The sequence below is a fragment of the Muricauda sp. SCSIO 64092 genome, from assembly GCF_023016285.1.
In the GTDB taxonomy this organism is placed as follows: domain Bacteria; phylum Bacteroidota; class Bacteroidia; order Flavobacteriales; family Flavobacteriaceae; genus Croceivirga.
This window is the reverse complement of record NZ_CP095413.1, coordinates 3,436,986-3,450,767: the sequence shown is the minus strand read 5'-3', so window position 1 is coordinate 3,450,767 and position 13,782 is coordinate 3,436,986. Positions and strand designations below refer to the sequence as shown.

Here is a 13,782-nt window from a genome sequence, read left to right as displayed (position 1 = left end):
TAAACCATGAATGGAGCGTAACGAGTGTAGAACTTTAACTGTGCATTAGGCACTATTTAATACGTTTAACAGGAATCACTTTACTTTTCCCATCATTTACAACTTTATTTTCATTTGTATTAATCTTACAAGTATCTTCATTGATATTTTCATCAAAACGCTCCTGAAGACCAAGATTATATAAATGCAAGATTTCCATTCAAGTTCATTTTCCACTATTGGGAAAATTCTGCGTTGTTCGTTGTCGCTATTGATGCTTTGTTGTATTTCAATTTCCAGATTATATTCACAATGTGCCGGTTCTGATAGCTCAGTGACCGTTTGCGAGAAGGACAATGATGTATCCACAAGAACGTATGCCCTTTTTGATAAGCTGGGTGGCTCCCCATCTAACGGTGGAACATGGCAGACCAGTGACCCTGCCAACTTTTTTGCGTTGGACCAATCTACAGGAGTTGTTGACCTATGGCGAATCAATAATTTTGGAGAACATCAATTTACATATACCAATCCTATATGTAACGAATCTGCAACCGTAACCATTCGTTTAGGCGGTTACCCCGGTGAAAACAACATTGATGGAAGTGCAAATGCCTGTGGGGATGACCCCAATGTAAACCTACACAGCTTTTTAGGAAGTGAAATTGATGGAAAAGTACAAGATTTCAATGGGTTATGGGAAGAAGATCCTTTAACGTTTACCGGTCAACTTGAAGACAATATTTTTGACGCTCGGGCTGCGGGACCAGGGATTTATGAATTCACATATACAGTTGATATGGTTGATTCATGCCCAAGTAGGCAGTCCAGGGTTATTTTGGAAGTGCATCCTGCAGCAAATCCAGGGTTGGCCACAAGTTTTGTGATTTGCACAAATGACGACTTTTCAGCATTTACCAATTTTGATTTGAACAACCAATTGGTAGGTGAAGATCCCAATGGCACCTGGTCTGAAAGTCGCACAAACCAATTAAGCGATCTAAATGATTCTGTAATTGACCTAGAGGAAATAAACGCGAATTTTGGGTATGGCACTTATTCCTTCGTATATACCGTTTTTCCCGGCCATCCCGTTTGTGAGGAAATGTCAGCAATCGTAAATATTGATATTCTTCCTGTGCTTGATGGCACCATGACCGCAGCTAATTTTTGTTCTGGAGAAGATTACAGCATCAATCTATCTTACGACGATACGATACTATTTGATGGTAGTTTCGAAATTGAATACCTAATAAATGGCAATCCCGGTATTGCAAGTGCAGTACTTGCAAATGGTGGTGGAAACTTTATGGTTGACCCTGACCTGGTCCCACTTAACACCAACGTGACGTTGGCCTTAACCCGTTTAATTGGGGTGACACCTTTACGTGATGTTTGCCCAACGGTAATTGTTCCCAATACCACTTTTTTGGTTTCTAAAGCACAAGCCAGTGCTAACAATAGTTGCCAAGGGACTCCAACAACAGTTACTTTGACCAATATTTTGGATACAAGTAGCAGTCCTGCCAATGGAGATTTTGACTTGAACTATACTTTGACCGGTCCCTCTGTGACCAACTCAAATTTTGGACCTACCAATATTACTTTTAACAATGGAAATGCCTCTTTTGAAATTGAGGCAGCGAATTTGGATGAAGGTGGCGACTACAATATTGTGGTATCAATTACAAATGCACTACCCCTAAGTTGCAACCTGGAAAGCAGCTTTGTGGTCACCCCAACACCTAGTGCCATTGACCTTGACCTGCAAATAGACGATAGCTGCGATGCTACAGTAATCGATGTTTTGGTAGATGCCCCTATTTTGAGTGATGGTACATACACAATAACCTATGATGTCACAGAGTTAACTACAAATACCGTTCTTACCACAAATACAATAAACTTTAATGGAGGTTCCGCAAATTATCAGATTGATGTGGCCTCATTGCCCGAAGGCAATTATACAGCGAGAGTATTAAGCACCCAAACTGACTCCACACCATGCAGAACAGTTTTTGATTTTGAACTTACTGAAAATTTCGCTCGAGGCGGAATTCCAGGACTTCCTACTGCAGAACCAATCCAGGAATTCTGCCTAAGTGATTTCAATATGGTCTCTCCCAGTTTAGCGGATATTGAAGTTTCTGCAGATGGGCTGTTATTGTTTTACGCCACGGCCGGTGATATGGATATTTTACCCCTATCAACTGCCCTTATCGATGGTGAGGACTATTATGTTTCGAACACCGATCCAGAAAACAACTGCGAAGGCTCCGACCGTATTGCCATCACTATACTCATTTCAGACCCGGCCCCACCTAACGTTTCAGACTCCAATCCTAGGTTTTGTTCCACGGAGAACCCAACCTTGGATGACATTGAACTTAATGTACCGGAAAATCATAATGTGGTCTGGTTTGATGCACTTGTGGCGGGTAATCTTTTGGATGGTACCACCCCACTTATAGACAACACGAGCTATTTTGCTGCTACCAAAAACCCCTCGTTATGTATCGGGACCACGAGAATGGAGATAGTTCCATCCATTATTTCACCAAATATCCCGTCGTTTCAAAGTGATTCCTTTATGGCTTGTGGATTGGACACCCCAACCATTTTTAACTTAAGGGAATTGGAAAATCAAAACAATAATAACGTTTTTTGGTACGATGATATCGATTCAACGGACCCCCTACCAGATGAAACCGTATTGGAAGAAAGAATCTATTACGCAGAAGGCTATGATACAACATTTGATTGTAGAAGCCTAGAAAGGATTGCTGTTACGGTCACTTTAAGCGACTGTGTACCTGAAGAGTACGACTTTTTTGTTCCCGATGGGTTTTCACCGAACGGAGATGGTAGAAATGACACATTTTTTATTCCAAATATCGAAGTCATTTTCCCTGACTTTACCCTGGAAATAGTAAACCGATATGGTACCACTCTCTTTAGGGGAGATGCCCGTAACCCAGCTTGGGGTGGCAAAAACGGATCTACATTGGCACCTAGCGGTGTCTATTTCTATATCATCGAATTCAATAAGGAAGGTTTTGAACCGAAACAAGGTCGCCTCTACCTAAACAACTAACCATTGTCCATACCAAAGAAAACGTGAAAAACAATAGTTGCCATCTCATTATAATCATTCTTTTGGTTCATGTCTTACACGGACAGCAAGATCCCCAATACACACAATATATGTATAACATGAGTGTGGTGAACCCTGCGTATGCCACTGATGCGCCCGGTATGATCAGATTTGGTGCGCTCTATCGTTCACAATGGCTCAACGCAATAGGCGCCCCCACTACATTTTCATTCTTTGCACATACTTCCCTAGGAGAAAAAGTGGAAACAGGCATATCGGTTATTTCAGATGATATTGGCGATGGGGCCTTAAAAGAAAACAACATTTATGCAGACTTTGCCTACGTGCTAAGGCTAAGTGAAAAGGATAAGCTCTCGCTCGGCATAAAAGGAGGCATCACCAATTTTGATACCAATTTTAACGGTTTTCGACTGCCCGAATTTCAAGACGATCCAGCATTCAATGAAAATTTGAACAGCGTTTTTCCCAATGTTGGAATTGGCGCCTTTTATTTCAGGGAGAACTTCTATGTCGGTGTTTCGGCTCCTAATCTACTCACATCAAAACACCTCGAAAACAGAAATGGAATCAATCGGGTTGGAGGAGAGTCCACACATATATTTCTGACGTCTGGTTATGTTTATCAAATCAATTCAACCCTAAAGGTAAAACCATCGGTTATGGCAAAAATGGTCAGTGGTGCCCCGTTGACCTTGGACGCCTCCTTAAATCTACTGTTCAACAATACATTTGAAGGTGGAATTTCTTATCGATTTGAAGATTCGGTCAGTGCCATGTTCAATATATCCGTAACTCCATTTTTACGTATTGGCTATGCCTATGATTATGTGTTATCAAATCTAGGGGCCTTTGAATCAGGTTCACATGAGATTTTCACACTTTTTGACCTAGATCTGCTTAGGCTTGGGAAAGGGTATGATAAATCTCCAAGGTTTTATTAGATGATCATGAAAAGACTCCTATTTTTTAGCATCATACTTCTTAGCTCAGTACGGATTACCACGTCACAGACTACAATTGAGCGGGCCAACGACTATTTTGAAAAAGCTTATTATACAGATGCCATACCCCTTTATGAAGCTCTTATCCCAAAAGACAGGGGCTATGTTGTAATCAACAATTTGGCCGATAGTTATTACCATACTTTTAATATGAAAGCGGCCGCAAGATGGTACGCATATTTGATTTCGAACCATAGTGAAAAAGTAAGTGGAGCGCATTATTTTAAATGGAGTCAAGCGCTTAAGGCAAGCGGGGATTTTGGCAAGGCCTATGAAGTATTGCATGGGTTTTATGAAAAGAACAAAGATTCTTTGACCCTTAAAAAACTTGATGCAGAGCAACAATATCTTGACAACGTAAAGGCCATAGGTAATCGGTACCATATTGAAAACCTCCCCTTAAATACCGAAACATCAGAGTTTGGCGCAATGGTCAAAGACTCACTATTGGTATATACGGCTGCAAGAAAAAAAACACAGGCCATAAATAAAGTATTTAAGTGGAACAATCAGAATTACCTTGATCTTTATGTCCATAAGCTAACTGAATTGCAGTATGCGGACAGTTTGAGCACATCTTTCCCAAAGAACATCAACACAAATATGCACGAAGGCACTTTTGCATTTTCAAAAGATGGACAGACGCTCTATTTCACAAGAAACAATACTACAAATGGAAAACGAAGGGCAAACAAAGACAAGATTTCAAATCTCAAAATATACAAGGCTACCTTAAAGAATGGTGAGTGGGAAAATATTATCGCCTTACCTTTCAACAATGATGATTATTCTTGTGAACACCCGGCCCTAAATAGGGATGGTACAAAGCTGTATTTTGCCTCTGACATGCCTGGCGGGCATGGTTCTTTTGATCTGTACTCCGTAATTATACACAAAGATGGTTCTTTCGGAAACCCTATCAATCTCGGTGGGACCATCAACACAGATAAAAAGGAACAGTTTCCATTTTTGGACTCCAGTAACAACCTTTATTTCGCTTCAAATGGTCATCCAGGATTTGGGTCGTTGGATATTTTTATTGCCAGGTACCAAAAAGGGAAATTCAACACCCCTGACAATCTGGGCCTACCCCTCAATAGCGGTTATGATGATTTTTCATACTTTATGAATAAGAACGGTAGTACTGGGTATTTTACTTCAAATCGCCCTACGGGCCAAGGCAGTGATGATATTTATTCTTTTGAGGAAACCAAGCCGTTGGTCATCGAAAATTGTAAGCAATACATAAAAGGGATCGTTACGGACATCACAACACAAAAGCCCATCCCCAATGCGCGGGTTGAACTCTTCAATGCTGCAAATAAATTGGTAAAGAACAGTATAACGGAAAAAGATGGCTCCTACACATTCACGGTAGAATGTGAAACACTTTATCAGGTTCTTGGAACAAAAACGGGATATGAAAATGGTTCCAAATCCATCCGCACGGATAGAGAACGTGCTGCCATCAAAAATGGAGATTTGAGTTTGCTTTCCAAGAAAGAGAAGGAAAGGCAACACCAACTTGAATTAGAAAGGCAAAAAGAAGAAGAAATCGCCAGGTTCAAACGGGAAAAAGAAGAGAAACTTCGCCTGGAGAAAGAGGCCCTTGAAAAGGCAAAGCTCCAAAAACGACTTGAGGAAGAGCAAAAGAAAAAATTGATAGCAAAACAAAAAGAAGAAAGAGCAAAAAAAATTGAGAGTGCCATTCAAACAGAGGATGTCATTGTAAAAGACAAAGATGTTACCTATATAAAGACGGAAGAAATCCATTTCGATTATAGTCTTTGGTATTTGAGAAGGGAAACAAGAGAACGTCTTAAGATAGTGTTAGCCACTATGGATAAATACCCAAAAATGGTTGTGGAAATAGGTTCACATACAGACATACGGGGTAACAGTAAGTACAATAAAGACCTATCGCCAAAAAGGGCGGATGCCGTCAAAGACTTTCTGGTAGAGAATGGCATCGCAGAACAAAGAATCATTGCAAAAGGATATGGTGAATCACAACCTATTGTAAAATGTGGGAGTGAAGAAGCCTGTACGGAAGAGGATCATGAATGGAACAGGCGTTGCGAATTCACCATTATAAGCTGGGAGTAATGCTTTACCTTTAGTGAAAATTTGTTTGCATGAACCTTTCGGAAATACAATCAAAAGAAATTATGCCCGGTTACCATGGGAAACTGGTGCACGGAGATACCATGAGTTGGGCGTTTTGGACCGTTGATAAGGGTGCCGAAGTTCCCGAGCACCACCACCATCACGAACAAATAATGCACGTGGTGGAAGGTGAATTTGAATTTACTGTAGATGGGGAAACCGCTATTTACAGACCTGGAGATGTCGTCGTAATACCCTCGAATTCACCCCATGGTGGAAAAGCCTTGACCCCATGTAAGCTTATGGACATTTTTTGTCCGGTAAGGGAGGAGTATAAATAGTTGATGGTTGATGGTTGATGGTTGATGGTTGATGGTTGATGGTTGATGGTTAGTAGTTAGGAGTTAGGAGTTAGGAGTTAGGAGTTAGGAGTTAGGAGTTAGGAGTTAGTAGAAAAGTATTGTTTTGGTCATAGATTTAAAAGGAAAAAGAGCTCTCGTGGGCGGCAGCAGTCAGGGTATAGGAAAGGCCATCGCTGTTCAACTGGCCGAAAGTGGTGCCAGTGTTACCCTAATGGCGAGAAGTGGGGACAAAATGGAATCCCTTATAAAAAATCTACCCACGGACGAAGGTCAGGAGCATCACTATCTTATAGTGGATTTTACCAAATATCAGGCTTATGAAGCCATTATTTCCCGTTTTTTTAAGGAAAACACGGTGGATATCCTGGTCAATAATACCCAAGGCCCGGAAGCTGGGGGTGCATTGGAAAAAAAGGTAGCGGATTATCAAAACGCTTTTGATCTGCTGTTCAAATCCGTTGTCCTTACCACCCAAATGGCCCTAACACACATGCAAAAACAGGGATGGGGACGCATCATCAACGTAGCTTCAATATCGGTCAAGGAACCATTGAATTATCTGGCCCTGTCCAATTCCATTCGGGCGGCAGTGGTTACCTGGGCCAAAAGCTTGGCCATTGATGTTGCCAAAGACGGTATCACTGTCAATAATATCTTGACCGGTTATTTTGATACGGAACGTATTGCCCAATTGAACGCCAAAAAGGCAGAAAAAATGGGGATTGGCAGGGCCGAGGTACGAAAAGCCATGGAAAACAGTGTTCCGGCACAACGAATTGGCAAGCCCGAAGAATATGGGTATTTGGTTACGTTTTTAGCTTCGGACAAAGCCGCTTATATTAACGGCACCAATATCCCCATTGATGGCGGATTATTAAAGTCCCTTTGATGGATTTCTTTAGGTCCTATTTAAACGGAATATTAAAATTCAATTGGCAGCTTGGCCTATTTCTAATCTTTCTATTGGGCGTTCCCAGGTTCATTACCGTATTGCAAGCCAATAAAACAGGGGACTATCGTTTTACTTCCATCATATTTGTAATCATGTGGCTTTTGCCCTTTTTACTATTGAACAGATTGGGAAGAAAAGAAATAGGCATCCGAAAACCACATAGTGGTAAGGGATTATTGATCGGAGTCCTTCTGGGAATCCTTTTCTGTGGCCTGGTATGGTTTATTGGCGATTTGCTTTATGGAAATTCAATTATGAATTGGCTTGTCTATATTTCCAAGTCCTAGACTATTCCAAATTCGGCCAATCTGTACGAACACCGATTTACGTACTTCCTCATTTTTGGTTTGACCAGCATGATCTTTAGCCCGATTGGGGAAGAACTGATGTACCGGGGTTTTATACATCGATGCTTTACCGAGAAATTTGGATCAACTGGAGCGTCCTACATTGATAGTGGGGCATTTGCCCTAACCCATTTGGCACACTTTGGAGTATTGTATACCAGTGAAGGTTGGGTATTTCGTCCCCTTCCAGCCCTATTATGGGTAATTCTTATGTTTGTTGCCTCAAGAATTTTCTTTTTTGTCAAACAGCGGTCGGGGTCAATTCTTGGAGCTGTTTTATCCCATGCCTTTTTCAACCTTACCATGACCTATTTTATCGTCTATTTTATCCTCTGACGTTTTTAAATAATTGATATCCAGTTATTTTTAAGTATCTTGACAGTCTAACCAATAAAAATCCCACGTATGAATTCAAAAGTTTTTATGGTAATCCGAATCCTGTTAGGATTGTTTGTATTGGTCTTTGGACTCAACAAATTCCTCAACTTTCTTCCTGCACCGGAAGTAACGGGTGATGCCGGGGCGTACTTTGGTGCATTGGTCAGTTCAAAGACCATAACTTTGGTGGCCTTAGTGGAAGTTCTTGCTGGGCTGGCCTTGCTCCTGAATAAGTTTGGTGCATTGATGGCCCTTATTCTTATGAGCGTGTCGGTTTGTGCGGTTTTATTCCATGCTACCCTGGCTCCCGAAGGTATTGGACCGGCTTTGGGTCTTTTAATTTTTAACGTTTTGACCTTAATTGGATATAAAGACCGATATAAGGATATCCTTAGGGCTTAAAACATTATTGCTTTTAGTAATAAAAGTCCTTGTTCAAACAAGGGCTTTTTTTATTCCCATCGGAGCTTGGCTATTGAAAATCAAAGCTATATACCTGGTCAATACAATCAAAAACTCATCTTATCCTTAAACAGATAGGATTGCCTACGGGACACCTCCACTTCATCGCCGTTCTGCATGGTCAATTTCAGTTTTCCGTTAAACCATGGTACCACATTTTTGATAAAATTGGTATTTACGATTTGTTGTCGATTGACCCTAAAAAAATTGGTGTCCGGGAGTTTCTCCTCAATTTGGTTCAACGATTTGTACAGCATTGGCTTTTCATCATTAAAAAAGACCCTGGAGTAATTCCCCACAATTTCAAAATGTGAAATCTCACCGATTTTTACCAGCCAGCATTTTTCCCCATCTTTAATGAAAATCTGACTGGAAGCCGTTAACCTTTGGGTTTGGGGCTCATTGCCCTTACCCTCCAATTGATCTCTTGCTTTTTCAATTGCCAGATCAAAACGTTTTTGGTTTATGGGTTTTAACAGATAATCCAGGGCATTGTATTCGAAGGACTTAATGGCATATTCATCAAAGGCGGTTGTAAAAATGGTAATGGGTACCTCATCCAATAGTTCCAATAACTCAAACCCATCTTTCTCGGGCATATTGATATCCAAAAACAGCAGATCCGGTCGCGTATTTTGAATCAACTCAAAGCCCATGTCCACATTCTCCGCTTCACCTACCAATTCAATGTTGATATGGGGTTTGAGCAGTTCCTTCAGCTCATTTCGCGCCAATCTGGAATCTTCGACGATTACAGCTTTAATGTTCATGACAAGGGTATTTTAATGTCCGCTACGACTTCATTTTCAGCTTCACCAAGTTCAAACGAAGCATTGTCGCCATACAATAGTTTTAAACGTTGCTTAATGTTCTTAAGACCGAGTTGTGTTGAATCCTTTGCTATACGCAGTCTTCCCGTATTCTTAACCTGTATTCTTAGGTATTCCCCATTTTTTTGGGTGGATAGTGAAATCTTGCCCCCCTGTTTTAAGTTGGCAATACCGTGCTTTGCTGCATTTTCGACCAATAATTGAATAAGCATTGGTGGAATGTGTATGTTTCGAGTTTCGCTATCAATTTTTTTATCAAACTCCAGTCGATCTTCAAACTGAATTTTTGATAGGGCGATATAATTATCTACCATTTCCAATTCCTCTTCCAAAGCTATACCGTCCACACTGTTCTGGGTCAACGAATACCTTAGCATTGCGGATAATTTCGTCAGCATTTCCCTTGATTTCTCCACATCTTCCAACATTAACCCCCTAATATTATTCAAACTATTGAACATAAAGTGGGGATTGATCTGACTTTTTAACGTATTCAACTGTGCTTGTTTTAAGGTCGTGTTGAGTTCCAATCGTTCCACCCGATTTTTGTTCGCTTTTAGGATGAGTTTAATGACCAGATAGCACACCACCCAGGAACCGACTATAAACACCGACTGAAATACCAAGAGCCAAACATTGTCAAAAGCTTTTAACACCTGTTTTTGGGCTTCCGTGATATCAGGACCTAACTTGGCATAGGCATAGCCAATACCGTAATTCAAAATCCCATACAGTATAGCTGCCGATACGGTGCCAATGGCAATCTTTAAAAGCTTTTCGAGATTAAAATTTTCAAGAACGATGTTCTTTATATAGTAGCGTAAAGCTGTTGTAGACACCACCCCAATCAGTGTTCCTGCGATTACATTAAAAATCACAAAAGACGACCCTAATTTGTCCAAAAAGAAGATGGAGGTCAAACTTAAAAAGCCCCATCCGGCAAACTGGAGTATCCAAAAAATCCTGTTCCTGTTCTTGTCCGTAATATTCATTAAGATTTAGAAAAATGATTCTTTACAGGGACCAAAGGTAGATAAGTTTGCCCACTGCAAATCCCAATCCAAAAAATAGGGTCGTTAAACTCAAGGTAACCAGGGCAACCTTCTTTTTGGTAAGTGGGTTGGTCATACATTTTTTTACCAATTGTTTGTCCTTTTGGTATCCAAAAAAGAGTATAAGAACCGCGCTAATGACCATTAATGTGCCCCAAATAAGATCTGCCTTTTGGAACATGGATACCAAAGTGGCCACAACCAAAATGGCTCCGGCCAAATACAATGCATTTCTGGTTTTCATAGTATTTTCTTGTGTTACTTTTTATTTTTTGGATAGTACAAATAGCACGGGAATGGGACATTCCTAACAAGGGACTTGCCAGTTCTACCCTTTTATCATTTCCGTATACCTGATTTTGATAGGGGTTTCTTTTGTTCAACTGGCATGTCTTTGTGAAATAAAACGGCACCTGTTAAGGTAAGTCCAATGTACAATGGAAAAAACTGTTCCATTACGGGCTGTAATCCAAATAGGCCGATTACACCTACCAGGATGGCCACACCGCCAATGACCAAAACCGTCCTTTTTGTACTATCCAAATTTCTAATGTCCATTTTTTGATTGAATTGATTCGAGGTCAAAGCAAGACACTCAATATCAAGCTTATTACCAGTTTTACAATAGTTATCATGCTGTCCGCCTTTAATTATGCAACAAATATATAGGTGTCACATTGGGCCAGAAATAAAATTATGACGAATGGTAAACCCACTTGACTGAACGGTAGTTGATTTTGGACCAACTGGGAATTTGATAAAAAAAGGGGGCAAAAAGCCCCCTTTTGAAATTCAAAATCCTGTTCTGAACTATCCTTTCACAGGTGTTGGAATCTCCTTGTCCTTTAGGTGCTTCGCAAAGAATCCCATCATAGCCCGGTACAAGGCTATGGAATTCTCCTCCTTACCAAAACCATGGCCCTCATCATATTTGACCATATAGGGTACATCTTGTCCCTTGGCCCTCAAAGCCTCCACAATTTGATCGGATTCATTGATGTTTACCCTAGGGTCATTTGCGCCCTGTACCACAAAGAGGGGTTTCTTTATCTTCCCAATCTGGTATACCGGGGAGACTTCCTCCATAATTACCTTTTCTTCCGGGATGGTCTCATCATACCAAATTTCCCTCACGATTTCCAAATAGGGCTTCCAATACTCCGGAAAGGAATCCATAAAGGTGAAGAGGTTGGAAACGCCAACGTAATCAACACCACAGGCGTAAAGATCCGGGGTTTTGGTAAGTCCCCTGAGTACGGCGTAACCTCCATGGCTACCGCCATAAATTGCGGCCTTTTCCTTATCGACCCAACCTTGTTCCACCACGTATTTCAATCCATCCTCCACATCATCCATGGCTTTTCTCCCAATTTGCTTAAATCCGGATTCCAAGAATTCCCTTCCGTAACCCCCGGAGATCCTAAAATTGACTTGAAGTGTGGCGTACCCCCTACTGGCAAATAATTGGGCCTCTGGATTAAAACCCCATGAATCCCGAATACCTTGGGGACCTCCATGGGGATTTACAATAACCGGTACTTTTTCCCCTTGTAGGGCTTCCTTCGGCAATGTAATATATCCATGAATGGTCAAACCATCCCTACTGGTAAAGGTGATTGGCCGCATTTCGGCCATATCTTCCTCCTTCAATTGGGGCATAAGGTTGTACAGAAAAGTAAATTCGTCCTTTGCCACATCATAGGAATGGTACTCCCCATACAGCTTATCACTTTGAAGAAAAATCAAAAGTTTGTCTTCCGCATCGGTGGCATCTGCAATGGAGTATTGCTTTGCCGGGAAGGTTTTTGTTATCCTGTCATGTAGCTTGGAATAGGTTTTGCTAATAGGAACAATGACCGCCTTTTCACCTTCATAACTAACATAATCCAACTCATACCCCCTGTTTTTGGAAAGATACATATCCGACACATCGTATTTGTCATTTGCAAATACATCACCCAGGGGTTCATTTTTTCCTAGATCGTATCGAAGGATTTTTGCCTTATCGCTTTCAAGATTGGAAACCACATAAGCATCATGCTCATATTCCGTAGCGTAATCAAAGGATACTACCACAAAGGTGTCTTTCCAGTTCAGGCTTTTCAATACGTTGAAATTGCCTTCGGAATCCTTATAGAAATAATCCTGATCAACCCCATTCTTTAATTTGGTAAAGCCCTTAAGATTTCCATTTTTGTCAAAATCATATCCAATTATGGGTGAGCCAGGGTCGTCATTTACGTACAACTGGGTCAATTCCCCGGTAACTACATTTACTTTGTAAGGTTCAAATACCTGGGGATTGTTCTTGTTAAGGTTGACAATAATATGTTCTTTGTCTTCGTCCAATAAATTTGAAAATTGGGCCTGAACCCCATCAAATGGGGTTAAATCCTTAAGATTGCTCCCATCCAGGTCAACGGCAAAGACATGGTAATTTTCATCGCCGCCCGTATCTGAAATATAGGCCAACCGATTGTTGTTGAGCCAGGCATAGCCCCTAACCAGTTCCTCTTTTTCTTCTATGGCCCTGGTGGTCTCCCCAGAAGTCACATCCTTTACATAAATGTGTCTTTTTCCATTCTCGTCCTTTTCCCGATAGGACATGTATTTGCCATCCGGGGAGAATCGGAAAGTTGAAGCCTTGGGTTTGGCAAAATAATCCTCAACGGTGTATTTATAATCCCCTTCCGCCAAGCGGCCCAGAGCATTCAATTCCTCATCGGAACTCACCAATTCCGGATTCCCGGGGATTGTTTTTACGGTTTTCTCCAAGACCAGGGGCAATTCCATTCCACCTTGATAAAAGGTACCTGTTATTTTTTCCCCTTCCAAAACACCAACATATTTAATTCCGGCTTGCTTGAAAGAAATGGTAAGGCTCCCATCTTGAAAGCTGGTTTCATCCATGGGAATGTCCGTGGCACCTTGTGAAGGACTGTCCATGGTGGCACTTAAGGCGTCGGCTTCGCTCTTTATGTTAAAAATTAAGGGCATCTCCGCACCCTGTATGGATAAGTTTCCCTTCCAGGAACCTGAAATGTCCTGGGCATGAGCACATAACCCAACCAGGAACAGAAGGAAAATACTGCCGATTCGATTTTTGATCATTTTCATTGAATTTTGATTTGAAGTGTTTATAAATGAATTTAAAGCGTATGGAATTAGTTTGCAAATACACCAAATTGTTACAAATTC

At 41.0% G+C, this 13,782-nt stretch carries 14 protein-coding genes; 8 read left to right on the top strand and 6 right to left on the bottom strand.

What is annotated here, in order from left to right:
* Positions 1–52 precede the first annotated feature (52 nt).
* Positions 53–199, bottom strand: coding sequence for a hypothetical protein (locus L0P88_RS14595; RefSeq protein WP_247130650.1), 147 nt, complete (start codon positions 197–199; stop codon positions 53–55).
* On the opposite strand from L0P88_RS14595, the gene L0P88_RS14590 reads away from it, so the two are divergent.
* The 8 genes from L0P88_RS14590 to L0P88_RS14560 all read left to right on the top strand — a co-directional run bounded on the left by L0P88_RS14590 (position 185) and on the right by L0P88_RS14560 (position 8,642).
* Complete coding sequence (locus L0P88_RS14590; protein WP_247130648.1) at positions 185–3,073, top strand: gliding motility-associated C-terminal domain-containing protein; 2,889 nt, start codon at positions 185–187, stop codon at positions 3,071–3,073. The two genes, L0P88_RS14595 and L0P88_RS14590, sit on opposite strands and share 15 nt — an antisense overlap.
* A 23-nt stretch (positions 3,074–3,096) precedes the next feature.
* Positions 3,097–4,035, top strand: coding sequence for a type IX secretion system membrane protein PorP/SprF (locus L0P88_RS14585; protein WP_313791560.1), 939 nt, complete (start codon positions 3,097–3,099; stop codon positions 4,033–4,035).
* A gap of 6 nt (positions 4,036–4,041) precedes the next feature.
* On the top strand, positions 4,042–6,201 hold the full coding sequence (locus tag L0P88_RS14580) for an OmpA family protein (protein ID WP_247130647.1): 2,160 nt from the start codon (positions 4,042–4,044) through the stop codon (positions 6,199–6,201).
* 29 nt (positions 6,202–6,230) lie between these two features.
* Complete coding sequence (locus L0P88_RS14575; RefSeq protein WP_247130646.1) at positions 6,231–6,542, top strand: cupin domain-containing protein; 312 nt, start codon at positions 6,231–6,233, stop codon at positions 6,540–6,542.
* 124 nt (positions 6,543–6,666) lie between these two features.
* A complete protein-coding gene (locus tag L0P88_RS14570; RefSeq protein ID WP_247130645.1) occupies positions 6,667–7,452 on the top strand; it encodes an SDR family oxidoreductase in 786 nt (261 codons plus the stop codon).
* On the top strand, positions 7,452–7,802 hold the full coding sequence (locus tag L0P88_RS14565; protein ID WP_247130644.1) for a hypothetical protein: 351 nt from the start codon (positions 7,452–7,454) through the stop codon (positions 7,800–7,802). The genes L0P88_RS14570 and L0P88_RS14565 overlap by 1 nt, the downstream gene beginning before the upstream one ends.
* Positions 7,803–7,805: 3 nt before the next feature.
* Positions 7,806–8,198 carry a CPBP family intramembrane glutamic endopeptidase gene (locus L0P88_RS24150; protein ID WP_409557731.1) on the top strand — a complete coding sequence of 131 codons (393 nt, stop codon included), beginning with the start codon at positions 7,806–7,808 and terminating at the stop codon, positions 8,196–8,198.
* A 69-nt stretch (positions 8,199–8,267) separates the two neighbouring features.
* The gene (locus L0P88_RS14560) at positions 8,268–8,642 is read left to right on the top strand and encodes a DoxX family membrane protein (protein ID WP_247130643.1); all 375 of its coding nucleotides are present in this window, start codon (positions 8,268–8,270) and stop codon (positions 8,640–8,642) included.
* Between the two features lie 107 nt (positions 8,643–8,749).
* On the opposite strand, the gene L0P88_RS14555 is transcribed toward L0P88_RS14560, so the two are convergent.
* From L0P88_RS14555 to L0P88_RS14535, 5 genes are all read right to left on the bottom strand, one after another.
* The gene (locus tag L0P88_RS14555; RefSeq protein WP_247130642.1) at positions 8,750–9,472 is read right to left on the bottom strand and encodes a LytR/AlgR family response regulator transcription factor; all 723 of its coding nucleotides are present in this window, start codon (positions 9,470–9,472) and stop codon (positions 8,750–8,752) included.
* Entirely contained in the window at positions 9,469–10,524 is a 1,056-nt protein-coding gene (locus tag L0P88_RS14550; protein ID WP_247130641.1) for a sensor histidine kinase, read from the bottom strand. Before L0P88_RS14550 ends, L0P88_RS14555 begins: the two co-directional genes overlap by 4 nt.
* 22 nt (positions 10,525–10,546) lie before the next feature.
* Entirely contained in the window at positions 10,547–10,828 is a 282-nt protein-coding gene (locus L0P88_RS14545) for a hypothetical protein (protein WP_247130640.1), read from the bottom strand.
* Between the two features lie 95 nt (positions 10,829–10,923).
* Positions 10,924–11,142 (bottom strand): hypothetical protein, encoded by a 219-nt coding sequence (locus L0P88_RS14540; protein ID WP_247130639.1) that lies wholly within the window; start codon positions 11,140–11,142, stop codon positions 10,924–10,926.
* Positions 11,143–11,394: 252 nt separating this feature from the next.
* Positions 11,395–13,695 (bottom strand): alpha/beta hydrolase family protein, encoded by a 2,301-nt coding sequence (locus tag L0P88_RS14535; RefSeq protein ID WP_247130637.1) that lies wholly within the window; start codon positions 13,693–13,695, stop codon positions 11,395–11,397.
* Positions 13,696–13,782: the final 87 nt, after the last annotated feature.

Excerpts from the sequence above, each read along its gene's own strand:
- L0P88_RS14560 (WP_247130643.1), top strand. The coding sequence starts at position 8,268 with ATGAATTCAAAAGTTTTTATGGTAATCCGAATCCTGTTAGGATTGTTT.
- L0P88_RS14565 (WP_247130644.1), top strand. The coding sequence starts at position 7,452 with ATGGATTTCTTTAGGTCCTATTTAAACGGAATATTAAAATTCAATTGG.
- L0P88_RS14545 (WP_247130640.1), bottom strand. The coding sequence starts at position 10,828 with ATGAAAACCAGAAATGCATTGTATTTGGCCGGAGCCATTTTGGTTGTG.
- L0P88_RS14540 (WP_247130639.1), bottom strand. The coding sequence starts at position 11,142 with ATGGACATTAGAAATTTGGATAGTACAAAAAGGACGGTTTTGGTCATT.
- L0P88_RS14535 (WP_247130637.1), bottom strand. The coding sequence starts at position 13,695 with ATGATCAAAAATCGAATCGGCAGTATTTTCCTTCTGTTCCTGGTTGGG.
- L0P88_RS14580 (WP_247130647.1), top strand. The coding sequence starts at position 4,042 with ATGAAAAGACTCCTATTTTTTAGCATCATACTTCTTAGCTCAGTACGG.
- L0P88_RS14590 (WP_247130648.1), top strand. The coding sequence starts at position 185 with ATGCAAGATTTCCATTCAAGTTCATTTTCCACTATTGGGAAAATTCTG.
- L0P88_RS14550 (WP_247130641.1), bottom strand. The coding sequence starts at position 10,524 with ATGAATATTACGGACAAGAACAGGAACAGGATTTTTTGGATACTCCAG.
- L0P88_RS14595 (WP_247130650.1), bottom strand. The coding sequence starts at position 199 with ATGGAAATCTTGCATTTATATAATCTTGGTCTTCAGGAGCGTTTTGAT.
- L0P88_RS14555 (WP_247130642.1), bottom strand. The coding sequence starts at position 9,472 with ATGAACATTAAAGCTGTAATCGTCGAAGATTCCAGATTGGCGCGAAAT.
- L0P88_RS14575 (WP_247130646.1), top strand. The coding sequence starts at position 6,231 with ATGAACCTTTCGGAAATACAATCAAAAGAAATTATGCCCGGTTACCAT.